A 15610-nucleotide genomic window follows, 5' to 3' on the forward strand; every position below is an offset into this window, starting at 1 on the left:
CTGCACCCAAGTCGCGATTTGTGGTGTCTGGGCTATCGCGCACGAAGATCAAAAGCAGGAGCAGGAGCAGGAGCAGGATGCAGTTTGCTCTTGATTCTGCCCGGAGGGCGTGGGAGCCCGGCTTGCCGGCGATCTGGCGCGAAGCGGCAGTCATTCCGGAGCATGCAGTGTGCCTGATACGGTGAGGGTGAATGGTTTTGCTGCCGCTTCGCACCAGATCGCGAGCAAACTTGCTCCCACGCCCTTCGGGCAGAATCAAAAGCAGATCGCCAACACCAGCCGCTGCCGTTGCCATTGCTTTTGATCTTCCTGCGCGATAGCCCAGACACCACAAATCGCGACTTGGGTGCAGGCCGAACGCAGGCGATGTGGAGTGGGCCAAGCGGCAGGATGCCGCGCGAGGCGCGGGGCCATGGATGGCCCATTCGCGCCGGGCCCACGGAACATCGCCGGAGTGAGGGAACCTCGACGAAGTCGAGGCCAAACCAGGAGCAAAAGCCCTTGGTTACTTGGGGCTTTTCCAAGTAACTCGACGAAGTCGAAACAGATCTGACGTTAGGAAGAGCGCTCTTGATCTTGATCTTGATCTTGATTCGACGAAACCGGAAACATCCAGAAATATCCGCTTGACGAACCTCCCCCTCCTGAGCGTTCATATTGGCGCACGACCATACTCCCTTTTACCCCGCCCTCCAGGAAACGCTCATGGTTTCGTCCGTCCTTGCGGCCTCCCTCTCCCGCCGCCGCATCCACTACAGCTGGGTCATCCTGGCCGTGACCTTCCTGACCATGCTGGTCATGGCCGGCGCCGTCGGTGCGCCGGGGGTGTTCATCAAACCGCTGGAAGCCGAATTCGGCTGGGACACCGCCGAAATCTCCTCGGCGCTGGCAATCCGCTTCGCCCTGTTCGGCCTCACCGGCCCTTTCGCTGCCGCGTTCATGAACCACTTCGGCGTGCGCAACGTCGTGCTGTCCGCCCTGACCCTGGTCGCCAGCGGCATGATCCTCTCGCTGTTCATGACCCAGTTCTGGCAACTGGTCGTGCTCTGGGGGCTGGTGGTCGGTTTCGGCACGGGCCTGACCGCCATGGTCCTGGGCGCCACCGTCGCTACCCGCTGGTTCGCCCAGCGCCGCGGCATGGCCATGGGCTTGCTGTCGGCAAGCTCCGCCACCGGCCAGCTGGTGTTCATGCCGATGCTCGCCAACCTCACCGAACACTTCGGCTGGCGTACCGCGCTGACCTGCATCTGCGTGGCTATCGTCATCGCCGGTGTCGCCGTGCTCGCGCTGATGCGCAATCATCCGGCCGACCTGCAACTGCCGTCCTACGGCGACAGCGAGGTGCAGCCCGCAGCTGCCAGCAACCAGAGCTTCGGCCAACTGCTGCTGACCCCGCTCAAGGTGCTGCGCGAGGTTTCCGGCACCTGGACGTTCTGGGTGCTATTCATGACGTTCTTCATTTGCGGGGCCAGCACCAACGGGCTGATTCAGACCCACTTCATCAGCATGTGCGGCGATTTCGGCATGGCCGCCACCATAGCGGCGAGCATGTTGGCGGTGATGGGGATTTTCGATTTCTTCGGCACGATCGGTTCAGGCTGGCTGTCGGACCGCTTCGACAACCGCAAGCTGCTGTTCTTCTATTACGGCTTTCGCGGGATCTCGCTGATCATCTTGCCGTTCTCGGATTTCACTGTGTACGGCCTGTCGTTCTTCGCCCTGATTTATGGCCTGGACTGGATCGCCACCGTCCCGCCGACCGTGAAACTCACGGTGCAGAAGTTCGGCCCTGCCCGGGCCAATATCGTGTTTGGCTGGGTGTTTGCCGGCCATCAACTGGGCGCCGCCTTTGCCGCGTTCGGCGCCGGATGGACGCGCACTCACTTCGCCACCTACCTGCCAGCTTTCTTCATCTCGGGCCTGTTGTGCATCATCGCGGCGTTGATTGCGCTGTCCATCGTGCCTGCGGTCAAGGCGGCGCAGCCTCAGAGCGCCTGACGCGCCATCAGCCACATCCCGTACCCAGCGGCCATCAAGGCCCACGCCAGCAGCGGGTGGAACACCACCCGCCAGGCCAGCGCCCGGGGCTCGAAGCCCACGCCATGCACGAAACCACCGGCCACGCCCCACATCACCAGCATCAACAGGCTGTGGGAGTAGTGGCCGTTGGCGTCGAGCATCGACGCCGGATGGATCAGCAGCACCAGGCTCATGGGCACCGCCATCAGCAGGGACAGCGCCCGGCTGACGGCATGCCGCAACGGGGCGTTCAACGCCTCAGCGCTCACCAGCGTTCTCCACCGCGTCGCTGTCCGACGCCTCCAGCCACAGGGCGTTGATGATGCCGAAGCTGCAGGCCAGCAACACCCCGAGAATCCAGGCGAAATACCACATAGTCAGCTCTCCTTAATACAGGCCGTGAGGGTTCTGTTCGATGTGCGCGTCAGTGACCTTGCCCCACATGCGGGCGTAGCACCACAGCGTGTAGCAGAGGATCAGCGGCACGAAAATGGCGGCGGCAACCAGCATGATGACCAGGGTTCTGTGGCTCGACACCGCGTCCCATACGGTCAGGCTCGACGCAGGGTCCAGGCTCGACGGCATGACGAACGGGAACAGCGCAAACCCGGCCGTGCACAGGGCACCGACAATGGCCAGGCTGCTGCCCATGAACGCAGTTCTGCCCTGCCCTGCGCTGGCCCCCAGCAGCGCCAGCAGCGCGCCGAAAATCCCCAGCAGCGGCGCGATAACGGTCAGAGGGTGCGCGTGATAATTGGCCATCCAGCCGTGATTGGTGGCGGCAACCGTCTTGGACAGCGGGTTGAGCGCCGCGCCTGCATCGAACGCCGACGTGATCGCCAGCCCTTGAATACCGCCCAGCGCCAGCCACACGCCGGCGCCGACGAACGACAGCACAAATACCAGCGACAGCCACTGCGCCGCACGCTGGGAGCGACGAGCAATCGCGCCTTCGGTGCGCATCATCAGCCAGGTGCCGCCGTGCAGGCCCAGCATGCTCAGGCTGACCACACCAGCCAGCAGGCCGAAGGGGCTGAGCAGTTGCCAGAAATTGCCGTGATAGCTGGAGCGCAAGGTGTCATCGAACTGGAACGGCACGCCCAGCAACAGGTTGCCGAAGGCCACACCGAACACCAGCGACGGCACCAGCCCACCGACGAACAGCCCCCAGTCCCAGCTCTGCCGCCAGCGGGTGTTGGCCAGTTTGCTGCGGTAGTCGAAGCCCACCGGCCGCACGAACAACGCGAACAGCACCAGCAGCAGCGCCCAGTACAACCCGGAAAACGCCGCCGAGTACACCAGCGGCCAGGCGGCGAACAGCGCGCCACCGGCGGTGATCAGCCACACCTGATTGCCGTCCCAGTGCGGGGCGATGGTGTTGATCACCACCCGCCGTTCGGTGTCGTTGCGGCCCACGAACGGCATCAGCATCGCCGCGCCCAGGTCGAAGCCGTCGGTCAGGGCGAAGCCGATCAGCAGGACGCCGACCAGCACCCACCAGATCAGTTTGAGTGTCTCGTAATCGAACATCATGCGTTCCTCAGGCCAGCGCCGGTTGTTTGGCTGCGCTCACGTCGCTCTCGCGGCGCTCGAAGTGATACCGCCCGGTGTGCAGGCTGCTCGGGCCCAGCCGGGCGAACTTGATCATCAGGTACATCTCGATAATCAGCAGCACGGTGTAGAACGCCACCAGCGCCAGGATCGAGCCCATCACATCGCCGGCCGACAGGGTCGAGGCCGACAGATGCACCGGCAGCACTTCACCGATCGACCAAGGCTGGCGACCATGCTCGGCCACCCACCAGCCGGTCTGCGTGGCGATCCACGGCAGCGGCAGGCTGAACAGGGCCCACTTGAGCAACCAGCGCTTGCCAGTCTCGTTCTTGCGCGCCGAGGCCCAGAAGGCGCAGGCGAACAACAGCAGCATCAACGCACCGCTGAGGACCATGATGCGGAAGGTCCAGAAAATCGACGCGACATGGGGAATGGAATCCAGCGCAGCCTGGTGGATCTGCTGCTCGTTGGCGTCCACCACCTTGTCGGTGTACTTCTTGAGCAACAGGCCGTAGCCCAGGTCCTTCTTCACATCGTTGAAGGCATTGAGCGTCTGCTCGCTCTTGTCGCCGGCGCGCAGCTTGCCCAGCAACTCGTAGGCGACCATGCCGTTGCGGATGCGGCCCTGATGCTCGCCGACCAGGTCCTTGATGCCGGTGACCTGTTTGTCCACCGAGCGGGTGGCGATGATGCCCATCACGTAAGGGATCTTCACCGCGTAGTCGGTGCGCTGCTGCTCCTGATTCGGCAAGCCGAACAGGGTGAACGCCGCCGGTGCCGGTTCGGTTTCCCACTCGGCCTCGATGGCCGCCAGCTTGGTCTTCTGCACGTCGCCGATCTCGTAGCCAGATTCGTCCCCCAGCACGATCACCGACAAAATCGAGGCCATGCCGAACGCCGAGGCGATGGCAAACGAACGCCGGGCAAAGCCGATGTCGCGGCCCTTGAGCAGGTACCAGCTGGAAATCGCCAGCACGAAAATCGCCCCCGTGACGTAACCACCGGCCACGGTATGGACGAACTTGACCTGGGCCACCGGGTTGAACACCAGTTCGCTGAAACTGGTCAGTTCCATGCGCATGGTGGTGAAGTTGAACTCGGCGCCGACCGGGTTTTGCATCCAGCCGTTGGCAATGAGAATCCACAGCGCCGACATGTTCGAGCCGATCGCCACCAGCCAAGTCACGGCCAGATGCTGCACGCGGCTCAGGCGATCCCAACCGAAGAAAAACAAGCCGATGAAAGTCGATTCGAGGAAGAACGCCATCATCCCTTCGATAGCCAGCGGCGCGCCGAAGATGTCGCCCACGTAGTGGCTGTAATACGCCCAGTTGGTGCCGAACTGAAACTCCATGGTCAGCCCGGTGGTCACGCCCAAGGCAAAGTTGATGCCGAACAGCTTGCCCCAGAACTTGGTCATGTCCTTGTAGACCTGCTTGCCGGTCATGACGTAGACCGACTCCATGATGGCCAGCAGGAAGGTCATGCCCAAAGTCAGGGGCACGAAGATGAAGTGGTACAGCGCGGTCATTGCGAATTGCAGTCGAGACAGGTCGACGACTGATTCCGAAATCATTTTGGGTTCTTCTCATCAGGTTCGGGAGGGGCACCCATTACATGCAGGCCGACTTGCACCCCGTCGTCGCCGACGTCGACCGGAGCGTCGAACCAGACGCTGCGGATTCCCATCAGCAGGACAAGTTTGAGCAACAGGATCAGGCCGATTTCTTTCGCCAAGGGGTGTTTGAGGAAATCAAAGGGACCGGGCATGTTTAATACTCGTCTGGGGGCGAGGTATTTTTCCTACATGCGTTTTCTGGACTGTTGATCCAGATCAAGTGCGGGAAATGGGTGGGGTGTGGCAGAACGCCACAGTCGCGGGAGAATGGTGTCTTTAATAAGGACGGCGTTTACGGCGTGCGTAGTGATCCGCTTCAAGCGGTTTTTGCGGATGGGTTCTGCCGGGCGGCAGAACCCTTGTTCGGTCAGGAAAGTGCCCCGATCAAAGGGCACTGCAATCGAGCGTTCGACTTACAGATTGTAAACGGTCACCAGCTTGGTATTCAGGTAAGCTTCGATCGCTTCGGGCCCGCCCTCGGACCCATACCCGGAATCCTTGATCCCGCCGAACGGCACTTCCACCAGGCCAATCCCCTGATGGTTGATCGATAGCATCCCCGCCTCGATCCGCGTGCTGAGAATGTGCGCCGTCTTCATCGATGTGGTGAACGCATACGACGCCAGACCGAACGGCACCCGGTTGGATTCCTTGACCGCCTCTTCAACGGTATCGAACGGCACGATCAGCGCCAGCGGACCGAACGGCTCCTCGCTCATCGCCTTCATGTCGGTGGTCAGGTCGCTCAATACCGTCGGCTCGAAGAAATAGCCCGGGCCATCCACCGCCTTGCCGCCGGTTTCCAGCTTCGCGCCCTTCTCGCAGGCGTCCTTGACCAGCGCCGCCAGTGCCGGAGCACGACGCTCGTTGGCCAGCGGGCCCATGGTCACGCCCTGGTCCAGGCCGTTGCCCATGTTCACTTCGCGGGTCAGGCCGACGAATTTCTCGACGAACTGCTCATACACGCCGCGCTGCACCAGAATGCGCGTCGGCGACACACATACTTGCCCTGCGTTGCGGAACTTGGCCGTCGCCAGGGTGCGTGCCGCCAGGTCGATGTCGGCGTCGTCGAACACCAGTGCCGGGGCATGGCCACCCAGTTCCATGGTCGCGCGCTTCATGTGCTGGCCGGCCAGTGCCGCCAGTTGCTTGCCGACCGGGGTGGAACCGGTGAAAGTCACTTTCTTGATGGTCGGATGGGCAATCAGGTAGCTGGAAATCTGCGCCGGATCACCGAACACCAGGCCGATCACACCGGCCGGAACGCCGGCGTCGATGAATGCACGGATCAGCTCGGCAGGCGATGCCGGAGTTTCTTCCGGGGCCTTGACGATGATCGAGCAACCGGCGGCCAGCGCCGACGACAGCTTGCGCACCACCTGGTTGATCGGGAAGTTCCACGGGGTGAACGCGGCCACCGGGCCGACCGGCTCTTTGATGACCTTCTGCTCCACCGAGACGTTGCGCGACGGCACCAGGCGACCGTAGGCGCGGCGGCCCTCTTCGGCCAGCCAGTCGACGATGTCGGCAGCGGACAGGGTTTCCATGCGCGCTTCGGCCAGCGGCTTGCCCTGCTCCTGGGTCATGATGCGGGCGATCTGATCGGCGCGCTCACGCAGCAGGTTGGCGGCTTTCTGCATGATCTTGTAGCGATCGTAGGCCGGGGTGCTGCGCCAGGTTTCGAAGCCGCGCTCGGCGGCGGCCAGTGCCTGATCCAGATCGGCGATGCCGGCATGGGCGACGCTGCCCAGGGTTTCGCCGGTGGCCGGGTTGATCACGGCGATAGTGCGGCCGTCTTCACTGGCGCGCCATTGGCCGTCGATGTACAGCTGAACGTCTGGGTACATATAGAAGCTCCGAGTGCGCCTGTCACAGGCAGGAGAAGGAAAAAAAGCGTGGGGCGGGCAATTTACTGGCGTATGCCGGTAAGGGTCAAGGACCCTTTATATGATGACTGACCGATTGTGTCAGCAGTGCTGCATCAGCTGTTGGGCATAGGCACGCAAAACCTCGCGTTGCATGGCGAAACGGGCATATTTGCCTTCGCGCAGGGTTGCGATCAGCCCCGCCCGCTCCAGCTCCTTGGTGTGGTGCGAGACCGTGGCAGCGCTGACCGGATGCACCTTGAGCAGCTCGGCACAGGGCACGGGCTCGGTCGAGGCGCTGATCTGCAGCAGGATCTGATAGCGGCGGCTGTCCGCCAGCGCCCGGGAAATCAGGGCGATCTGCAGATCGGTCAACGGAAATGGCTGTGCAGTGCTCATGAAGATCGATACACCCTGTGTTGAAACCTCCTTGTAGCGTCTGAATGCGGACACTGCTCAAGACCGTGCGTCGTTTTTGACGCGTACCCGCAGCTCAAGGTTCAGTCACGACAGATCAAGTGCGACAGAATAAGCGCGGATCGCAGACCCGCGAAGCATTTTCTGGCATTCTGCGCGCCCTTTTCCTACGGCCTTGTTCCTCGCCCATGGCTTATTTTTGTACACAATCTACAAATGAATTGTTTTTAGATCTGTCGACATGTTGTAGAGTCGCAAAACCTGACCCGGCAGACAGCTTTTGTATACAGGTCGGGTCAGCGTCAACTGCAAAGCCCACGACCGAATAAAAACAACAGGCAGGCTAACCATGACCACAGCTCACAGCACACCCCCGTCGCGTCCTGCGTCCGGAAAAACCGACCTGATCTACGGTCTCAACGACCGCCCGCATTTCACCGCTGCGATCTTCGCCGCGCTGCAACACGTCCTCGCGTCCTTCGTCGGCATCATCACCCCGACCCTGATCGTCGGCAGCGTGCTGGGGCTGGACAGCGAAGTGCCCTACCTGATCAGCATGGCGCTGTTCGTCTCGGGCCTTGGCACCTTCGTCCAGGCCAGGCGCTTCGGGCCCATCGGCTCGGGCCTGTTGTGTCTGCAAGGCACCAGCTTTTCCTTTTTAAGCGTGATCCTCAGCGCCGGTTTCCTGGTCAAGAGCCGCGGCGGCGGCACCGAGGAAGTGCTTTCGACCATCTTCGGCGTGTGCTTCTGCGCAGCCTTCATCGAAGTCGCCCTGAGCCAGTTCATCGGCAAGCTGCGCAAGCTGATCACCCCGGTGGTGACCGGCACCATCATCACCCTGATGGGCCTGTCGCTGCTCAAGGTGGCCATGACCGACATGGCCGGCGGCTTCGGCGCCACCGACCTGGGTTCGGCGACCAATCTGGGCCTGGCCGGTCTGGTACTGGTCACCATCGTGGTCCTCAATCGTTTCAATATTCCGCTGCTGCGTCTTTCGGCGATCATCATCGGCCTGGCGCTGGGTTTCTTCGTCGCCTGGCTGCTGGGCCGGGTGGATTTCGCCCACATGCCGCAGGTGCCGGTGATGAGCATTCCGGTGCCGTTCAAGTACGGCTTCTCGTTCGATCTGCTGGCGTTCATTCCGATTGCGGTGATCTTTCTGGTCTCGCCGCTGGAGGCCGCGGGCGATCTGACCGCCAACTCGATGATCTCGCAACAGCCGGTGCGCGGCCCGGTGTACATCCGCCGGATCAAGTCGGGCCTGCTGGCCGACGGCCTGAACTCGGCCATGGCGGCGATGTTCAACAGCCTGCCGATGGTGACCTTCGCCCAGAACAACGGGGTGATCCAGCTGACCGGCGTGGCCAGCCGCTACGTGGCGTATTTCATCGCCGGGATTCTGGTGTTGCTGGGGCTGTTCCCGATCATCGGCGCGGTGCTGCAGCTGATGCCCAAACCGGTGCTGGGCGGCGCCACCTTGATCATGTTCGGCACGGTGGCGGTGGCAGGCATCAAGATCCTTTCCGAGGCCGGCCTGCATCGGCGCAACATGCTGATCGTGGCGATTTCCATCGGCATGGGTCTGGGCGTTGCGGCAGTGCCCGATGTGCTGCGTGAGCTGCCCAAGGCGCTGCACAACATTTTCGAATCCCCGATCACCGTGGGCGCCTTCTGCGCGATCATTCTCAATATCTTCTTGCCTGAAGAACACGAGGAAGAAGAGATCACCGAATTCGACCCGGAAGCCTCTACGGTCAAGGTTCTGCAAGACCCGCAGCAACCCGGCGACGGCGAACCTCTTGCGCCGCGCGCGGTCGCAGAGGTGAACCGCTAGGCTCAATGGCAGGGGCGTATTCGCGTCCCTGCCACGCCTTGCCACCGGAGCGCCGTCGATGCCGCAACACCCCTTCCGCACCCTGTGCACCTGTCTGCTGTTGCTGGCCCTGAGCGCCTGCGCACTGTTTCCCAACCGTGACCCGCTGAACATCAACGTGGTGGGCATCGAGCCGCTGCAAGGCCAGGACCTGGAAGTGCGTTTCGCGGTGAAGCTGCGCCTGCAGAACCCCAACGACATCGACATCCCCTACGACGGCGTGGCGCTGAACCTGGACGTCAACGGCAAGCTGCTGGCCTCCGGCGTGAGCGACCAGAAAGGCACCATCGGACGTTTTTCCGAAGGCATCCTGACCGTGCCGGTGACGGTTTCGGCCTTTGCTGCGTTGCGTCAGGCGGTGGGCCTGAGCGAACGCCAGAGCCTGGATAACCTGCCCTACGAGCTGCACGGCAAGCTGGCGGGCGGGTTGTTCGGCACCATGCGCTTTTACGACAGCGGCACATTGAGCCTGCCGCGGCCAGCGAGTGGGGGCTCGTGACCTTGTAGGAGTGAGCTCGCTCGCGAATGCGGTGTATCAGCCAATGCATTTGTCACAGACAGACCGCATTCGCGAGCAAGCTCACTCCTACAGGGTTCGGCGGCAGCCGTTCGCGCGTGGATCAATCCCTGACGAACCGCACCCCCGGTTTGGCCCGCTCATCCACCACCAGCTCGAACACATCCGGTCGCGCATAATGCCCGACCACGTCGAAGTCATAGCGCGCACGCACCAGCTCGTCGGTGTCGATCTCGGCCGTCAGCAACCCTCTTTCACCGATCAACGGCCCCGCCAGCACTTCGCCCATGGGGCTGACGATCACGCTGCCGCCGTTGATTAGCGGACGGTCGGCCGGCCAGTTGGCGACCTCGATCCCCAGCGCCCGGGGAGAATCCTGAACCTGGCAGGCACTGATCAGAAACACCCGCCCTTCCTGAGCGATATGGCGCATGGTGCATTGCCACATCTCGCGTTCATCGACCGTCGGTGCACACCAGATCTGCACGCCCTTGGCGTACATCGCCGTGCGCAGCAGCGGCATCTGGTTTTCCCAGCACACCGCTGCGCCGATGCGCCCGGCCCTGGCGTCGATCACCGGCAGGGTCGAGCCGTCACCCTTGCCCCAGATCAGCCGCTCGGTGCCGGTGGGCATCAGCTTGCGGTGCTTGGCCACCAGGCCGCCTTCCGGCTCGAAAAACAAAACGGTGCAGAACAGGCTGCTGCCGGAGCGCTCGATCACGCCGATGACCAGGCTGGCGCCGGTGCGTGCCGATAGTTCAGCCAGCGCGTCGGTTTCGGTGCCCGGCACGTCGATCGCGTTCTCGAAGTAACGGGCGAAGGCATCGCGCCCTTCCGGCAGGCGATAGCCCAGTTGCGTGCCGAAGGTTTCGCCTTTCGGATAGCCGCCCAGCAGGGCTTCGGGCATGATCACGACGCTGGCGCCCGCGTCGCGAATCGCCGATTCGTAGGACAGGATCTGCGCCAGGGTGTCGGCCTTGCCGCCGGGCAGTGCGCCGATCTGCAGTGCAGCGACGATGGACTTGCTCATGGAGATGTTCCTTTTGAAGTGGGCCTGTGTTGCCAATTCTCCGCCCCAGCGCCAACATGAATAAAGCCCACCTCAATTGTTAATGATATGAACACCATGAATATCACCAACCTCGACCTCAACCTGCTGAAGGTCTTCGAAGCGCTGCACGATGAAGCCAGCGCCAGCCGTGCGGCGTTGCGCCTGGGCGTGACCCAGTCGGCGGTCAGTGCTGCGTTGCGGCGCCTGCGCGAGGTGTACGACGATCAGCTGTTCGTGCGCACCGGCCGCGGCCTGGCGCCGACGCTGCGGGCCAACCAGCTCAAGCCGGTGCTGTCCGACGCATTGAACAAATGCCGGCAGAGCCTGGCGATGGTCGACCCGGCGGGCGTTCATTTCGAGGGGCGTTCGGTGGCACTGGGGCTGTCGGATGATTTCGAGATCGCCTTCGGCAGGCGGCTGATCGAAGCAGTGCGCGAGCGCGCGCCGGGCTTGCGCCTGATCTTCCGCCAGACCCACAGCCAGATTGTCGGGCCGGCGCTGATGGAGCGCAGTATCGATCTGGCGATTGCCTCGGGCGGATTCGCCGACCGGCTGCTGAGTCGACGGGTGCTGGGTGAAGGCGGCTATCTGTGCCTGGCGGACCCGGCGAGCCTCGCGCCCGGTCAGCGGGCATTGAGCCTCGATGAGTTCATTGCCCGCGAGCAAATTCTGGTGTCGTCGGGCGGGTTCATCGGCATGGTCGACGAGGGGCTGTCGAGCCTGGGGCTGAGCCGCAGCGTCTGCGCCTCGACCACCCACTTCGCCGCCCTGCCCTGGCTGCTCAAGGGCACTGCGGCGATCTCGACCATTCCGTCCCATGCCGCCGAGGCCGTGGCGCAGATGTCCGGGTTGACGCTGCTGGAGTGCCCGCTGCCCATGCCGCGCTACCCCATCGAGCTGGGCTGGCGGACCTCGGCGCAAATGGACCCGGCGGTGCTCAGGGTCAGGGAAGCGATCGAGCAGCTGTTCTGAACATCAGGCGCGGGCAGCGGCCACCAGCCGGTTGACCTCGGCGCGCACCATGTTGGCGTATTCGGGCGGCGACATGACGTCCAGTTCCGCCCGCACCCATTCCGACCACTTGCCCTTGCGCTTGGCGCGCTCGCCCATCAAGCGGGCGGCCTCGCCCTTGGCCTTGCCCAGGTTGCTCTGCCACAGCTCGAACAGACGGGATTTCTCGTCTTCGATCGCCGCGCGCTCGGCAAGGGTCTTGTTGGCCAGGTTGAAACTCATGACGTCTACCTCGATGTGCAAAAACGCAATGCCGCGGCTCAGACGGCGATTCAAAAGCGTCAGCATCTTACACCCGCCCGGCGCCAAGCTCGTCTTCATTCGTCGCACTTTTTCACGACGCATGAAATGCGCTGCAACTTTTTCGAAGCGCCAGGACTCCATTGCTCACTGCCACCCTCCACTGAAAGGAAATAGCCATGGCTCGTAAAACCGCTTCCCAGAACGCCGCCGAACAGATCAAGGATCAGGCTTTCAGCGAACTGGCGGCCCTGATCGAAGAGTCCGACAAGTTGCTCAAGGACAGCGCCGCACTGGTCGGCGAAGAGGCAGAAACCGTACGCGCGCAACTGAGCCTGAAGCTCAAGCAGGCACTGGATTCGGTGGGCAGCGTGCGTGATCGCACCAAGCCAGCCGTCGAGGCGACCGAAACCTACATCGGCGGCCATCCGTGGCAGACCGTGGCGGTCTCCGCGGGGTTCGGCCTGGTGGTCGGGTTGCTGCTGGGGCGTCGTTGATCCCGCGATGATTATTGATTGATCCAAACGTAGCAGCACGGCTTGCCAGCGGGGCGATCTTTCGTGCGGTCCCGCCGGCAAGCCGTGCTGCTACGGGTCAGCGATCAGACCCGAATCCTGTAAATGGGCTCAGGATTTTGGCGGGATCACTTCCAGCTGCGACAGGCGATGGCCCTTGACCAGCGCGGCGTCGATGTCGGTCTTGGATTTCTCGGCCGCCTCTTGAGACTCGAACGGGCCGATCATCACCACTTCCTTGCCTTCGACCTTGACCACGTACATCGGGTAATGGTGCTCGACCAGCCAGTAGCTCATGTCGCTCAGGGCTTCTTTCAAGTGAACGCGAATGGTCCACTGATTCGACGCCGGGGTCGGGGCTTCTGCCACCGAGTCGGCGGTCGCTGCCTTGGGCGTCGGCGCCGGTTTGCCGCCATCGCAGCCTGCCAGCATCAACACCGCCACCATCATTGCCATCTTGCGCACGTCTGTCGCTCCTCGTCTGAAGTGGCGAGAGTCTACCACCGCAGGTCATTTCGAGTTGTAACAGGACAGGCTGACAGCCCGCGAACACCCGCCGACGGCCAGCCCTTGCGCCTTAGCCCTGCGACTTTCCGACGCGGGCGTCTGCCAACGACTTGGCACCTATCGCCCCTTCATTCATTGCTGAAAAAACGTTCGCGAATGAATTCGCTCCTACAGAGAAAGATCAGCGCATCACCGACCGAGCGGGTATCCGGCGCCCTCACCCAACTCGCGCATCACCGCATACAGCGCCGACTTGGCTTCGAAGCCCACCCCCGGAATGTCCGGCAGGCCGACGTAGCCGTTCTCCACGCGAATGCCGTCGGCAAAGCCGCCAAATGGCTGGAACACGTCCGGATAGGATTCGTTGCCGCCCAGATGCAGGCCGGCCGCAATGTTCAGCGACATCTGGTGGCCGCCGTGGGGCACCACGCGGCGCGATGACCAGCCCAGTTCCTTCATCACGTCCAGGGTGCGCAGGTACTCGACCAGGCCGTAGGACAGCGCGCAGTCGAACTGCAGGAAGTCGCGATCCGGGCGCATGCCGCCGTGGCGCAAGAGGTTGCGCGCGTCCTGGTGGGAGAACAGGTTTTCGCCGGTGGCCATCGGCAGGTCGTAGTGATTGGCGAGCTCCGCTTGCAGCGCGTAGTCCAGCGGGTCGCCGACTTCTTCGTACCAGAAGAGGTTGTACGGGCGGATCGCCTCGGCGTAGGCGATGCCGGTCTTGAGGTCGAAGCGGCCGTTGGCGTCCACCGCCAGGCGCTGGCCATCGCCCACTACTTCCAGCACCGCTTCGATACGGCGCAGGTCTTCGGCCAGCGGCACGGCGCCAATTTTCATCTTCACCACGTCGTAGCCACGGTCCAGATAGCTCTGCATTTCGGCCTTGAGCTTGCTCTGGTCCTTGCCGGGGTAGTAGTAGCCGCCCGCCGCATAGACCCAGACCTTGTCGTCGGCCACGCCGTCGCGATAACGGTCGGCCAACAGGCGATACAGTGGCTTGCCTTCGATCTTCGCCACGGCATCCCAGACCGCCATGTCGAGGGTGCCCACTGCCACCGAGCGCTCGCCGTGGCCACCGGGTTTTTCGTTGGTCATCAGGGTTTTCCAGATGGCGAACGGGTCCAGGTTGTTGTGTTCCTTGTCGATCAGCGATTCAGGGTCGGCTTCCAGCACGCGGGCCAGGAAGCGGTCGCGCATCAGGGCGCCCTGACCGTAGCGGCCGTTGGAGTTGAAGCCGTAGCCGATCACCGGTTTGCCGTCGCGGATCACGTCGGTGACCACGGCCACCACCGAGCAGGTCATCTTGGAAAAGTCGATGTAGGCGTTGGCAATGGGCGAGGCAATGGAAACGGTTTTCTCGCGAATGTCGACGATACGCATGGGTCACTCCTGTTGTTTTTCAAAAGAGGTGCAGCAGGTGATGGGCCCACTCTAGGGCTGGACCTCTGGAAGCGGCCAATGCTAAAAACGCGGCACTCAATGCGCGGATGGCATCACGATGGAATTGGTCTGGCTGGAAGACTTCAATGCACTGGCCCAGAGCGGCAACTTCTCTCGCGCCGCCGAATTGCGCCATGTCACGCAGCCCGCGTTCAGCCGCAGGATCCGCGCGCTGGAGACTTGGGTCGGGGTCGATCTGTTCGAGCGCACCACCCAAGGTGCGACCCTGACCGAAGCCGGACAGCACATGCTCGATAGCGCGCAGGAGATGACCCGCAGGCTGTATCAGATGCGTCAGGAAGCCCGCGAAGTGGCCGGCAAACAGGCACGTTCGCTGCATTTCGCCGCCACTCACTCGCTGTCGTTCACCTTCTTTCCCGGCTGGGTGCGCTCGGCCGAACGCACCAGCCCCATCGAAGCGATCCGCCTGCATTCGGACAACATGCGGGTCTGCGAGCAGATGCTGCTGAGCGGCGAAGTGCAGTTTCTGCTGTGTCATCAGCACCCGGAAGTGCCGCCGCAGTTTCCTGCCGAATCGTTTCTGTCCAAGGTGGTCGGCAGCGATCTGCTGATGCCCTTGCGCGCGCAGCAGGTCACGGCCGACGACGCGGGCGCCACTTCACTGCTGGGCTACACCGCCGAGTCGGGACTGGGGCGCATCGTCTCGGCGCGCCTGCGCAAGGAAGCCCAACCGCCGCACCTGCACACGGTGTTCAGCTCGCACCTGGCCGCGGTGTTGCTGTCCATGGCGCTGGAGGGCAAAGGTATCGCCTGGCTGCCCAAAACCCTGGCCGAGCCGGAAGTGGCGAGCGGCAAACTGGTGCGCGCGCTGGATGAGCAGTGGGACATTCCGGTGGAGATCCGCCTGTTCAGGCCGGCGATGGCGTTGAGTGATTTTGCCGAGGAGTTCTGGGCGAAGCTTTGATCCTTTGCCCAAGCTTGCCTATGCGTTGTTCTCGAAAACGTCCCGCCGGCAAGCCGTG

Annotated in this window: 17 protein-coding genes; 6 read left to right on the forward strand and 11 right to left on the reverse strand. The window is 62.9% G+C overall.

The window, feature by feature from the left end:
* Positions 1–705 precede the first annotated feature (705 nt).
* Positions 706–1998: an MFS transporter gene (locus tag AC1MEK_RS02135; protein ID WP_480394609.1), complete on the forward strand. Its 1293-nt coding sequence runs from the start codon at positions 706–708 to the stop codon at positions 1996–1998.
* Here the strand turns inward: AC1MEK_RS02135 and AC1MEK_RS02140 are convergent.
* From AC1MEK_RS02140 to AC1MEK_RS02170, 7 genes are all read right to left on the reverse strand, one after another.
* Positions 1986–2288, reverse strand: coding sequence for a cyd operon YbgE family protein (locus tag AC1MEK_RS02140; RefSeq protein WP_480394610.1), 303 nt, complete (start codon positions 2286–2288; stop codon positions 1986–1988). The two genes, AC1MEK_RS02135 and AC1MEK_RS02140, sit on opposite strands and share 13 nt — an antisense overlap.
* Positions 2278–2394: a cytochrome bd-I oxidase subunit CydX gene (gene cydX / locus AC1MEK_RS02145; RefSeq protein WP_480394611.1), complete on the reverse strand. Its 117-nt coding sequence runs from the start codon at positions 2392–2394 to the stop codon at positions 2278–2280. The genes AC1MEK_RS02140 and cydX overlap by 11 nt, the downstream gene beginning before the upstream one ends.
* A gap of 12 nt (positions 2395–2406) precedes the next feature.
* Positions 2407–3549, reverse strand: coding sequence for a cytochrome d ubiquinol oxidase subunit II (gene cydB, locus AC1MEK_RS02150; RefSeq protein ID WP_480394612.1), 1143 nt, complete (start codon positions 3547–3549; stop codon positions 2407–2409).
* Between the two features lie 10 nt (positions 3550–3559).
* The gene (locus AC1MEK_RS02155) at positions 3560–5149 is read right to left on the reverse strand and encodes a cytochrome ubiquinol oxidase subunit I (RefSeq protein ID WP_480394613.1); all 1590 of its coding nucleotides are present in this window, start codon (positions 5147–5149) and stop codon (positions 3560–3562) included.
* Positions 5146–5343 carry a cytochrome oxidase putative small subunit CydP gene (locus AC1MEK_RS02160; RefSeq protein ID WP_480394614.1) on the reverse strand — a complete coding sequence of 66 codons (198 nt, stop codon included), beginning with the start codon at positions 5341–5343 and terminating at the stop codon, positions 5146–5148. The genes AC1MEK_RS02155 and AC1MEK_RS02160 overlap by 4 nt, the downstream gene beginning before the upstream one ends.
* Before the next feature lie 261 nt (positions 5344–5604).
* A complete protein-coding gene (locus tag AC1MEK_RS02165; RefSeq protein WP_480394615.1) occupies positions 5605–7038 on the reverse strand; it encodes an NAD-dependent succinate-semialdehyde dehydrogenase in 1434 nt (477 codons plus the stop codon).
* Between the two features lie 120 nt (positions 7039–7158).
* The gene (locus AC1MEK_RS02170; RefSeq protein ID WP_480394616.1) at positions 7159–7455 is read right to left on the reverse strand and encodes an ArsR/SmtB family transcription factor; all 297 of its coding nucleotides are present in this window, start codon (positions 7453–7455) and stop codon (positions 7159–7161) included.
* A 367-nt stretch (positions 7456–7822) separates the two neighbouring features.
* On the opposite strand from AC1MEK_RS02170, the gene AC1MEK_RS02175 reads away from it, so the two are divergent.
* Together AC1MEK_RS02175 and AC1MEK_RS02180 are read left to right on the forward strand one after the other, a co-directional pair.
* Positions 7823–9307: a nucleobase:cation symporter-2 family protein gene (locus AC1MEK_RS02175; RefSeq protein ID WP_480394617.1), complete on the forward strand. Its 1485-nt coding sequence runs from the start codon at positions 7823–7825 to the stop codon at positions 9305–9307.
* A 58-nt stretch (positions 9308–9365) separates the two neighbouring features.
* Complete coding sequence (locus AC1MEK_RS02180) at positions 9366–9845, forward strand: LEA/WHy family protein (RefSeq protein ID WP_480394618.1); 480 nt, start codon at positions 9366–9368, stop codon at positions 9843–9845.
* Positions 9846–9966: 121 nt separating this feature from the next.
* On the opposite strand, the gene AC1MEK_RS02185 is transcribed toward AC1MEK_RS02180, so the two are convergent.
* Complete coding sequence (locus tag AC1MEK_RS02185; protein WP_480394619.1) at positions 9967–10893, reverse strand: carbon-nitrogen hydrolase family protein; 927 nt, start codon at positions 10891–10893, stop codon at positions 9967–9969.
* Positions 10894–10980: 87 nt separating this feature from the next.
* Between AC1MEK_RS02185 and AC1MEK_RS02190 the strand changes: the two genes are divergently transcribed.
* Positions 10981–11886, forward strand: coding sequence for a LysR family transcriptional regulator (locus AC1MEK_RS02190; RefSeq protein ID WP_480394620.1), 906 nt, complete (start codon positions 10981–10983; stop codon positions 11884–11886).
* Positions 11887–11889: 3 nt separating this feature from the next.
* Here AC1MEK_RS02190 and AC1MEK_RS02195 read toward each other — a convergent pair whose 3' ends face one another.
* Entirely contained in the window at positions 11890–12147 is a 258-nt protein-coding gene (locus AC1MEK_RS02195) for a hypothetical protein (RefSeq protein WP_480394621.1), read from the reverse strand.
* A gap of 197 nt (positions 12148–12344) precedes the next feature.
* On the opposite strand from AC1MEK_RS02195, the gene AC1MEK_RS02200 reads away from it, so the two are divergent.
* Positions 12345–12662, forward strand: a complete 318-nt coding sequence (locus tag AC1MEK_RS02200) for an ElaB/YgaM/YqjD family protein (RefSeq protein WP_480394622.1) — start codon at positions 12345–12347, stop codon at positions 12660–12662.
* Between the two features lie 129 nt (positions 12663–12791).
* Here the strand turns inward: AC1MEK_RS02200 and AC1MEK_RS02205 are convergent, their stop codons facing one another.
* Complete coding sequence (locus AC1MEK_RS02205; RefSeq protein ID WP_480394623.1) at positions 12792–13145, reverse strand: hypothetical protein; 354 nt, start codon at positions 13143–13145, stop codon at positions 12792–12794.
* 231 nt (positions 13146–13376) lie between these two features.
* The gene (locus AC1MEK_RS02210; RefSeq protein ID WP_480394624.1) at positions 13377–14567 is read right to left on the reverse strand and encodes a mandelate racemase/muconate lactonizing enzyme family protein; all 1191 of its coding nucleotides are present in this window, start codon (positions 14565–14567) and stop codon (positions 13377–13379) included.
* Positions 14568–14685: 118 nt separating this feature from the next.
* Between AC1MEK_RS02210 and AC1MEK_RS02215 the strand changes: the two genes are divergently transcribed.
* Positions 14686–15552: a LysR family transcriptional regulator gene (locus AC1MEK_RS02215; RefSeq protein ID WP_480394625.1), complete on the forward strand. Its 867-nt coding sequence runs from the start codon at positions 14686–14688 to the stop codon at positions 15550–15552.
* Positions 15553–15610: the final 58 nt, after the last annotated feature.

This window comes from Pseudomonas sp. 2 (assembly GCF_056627435.1).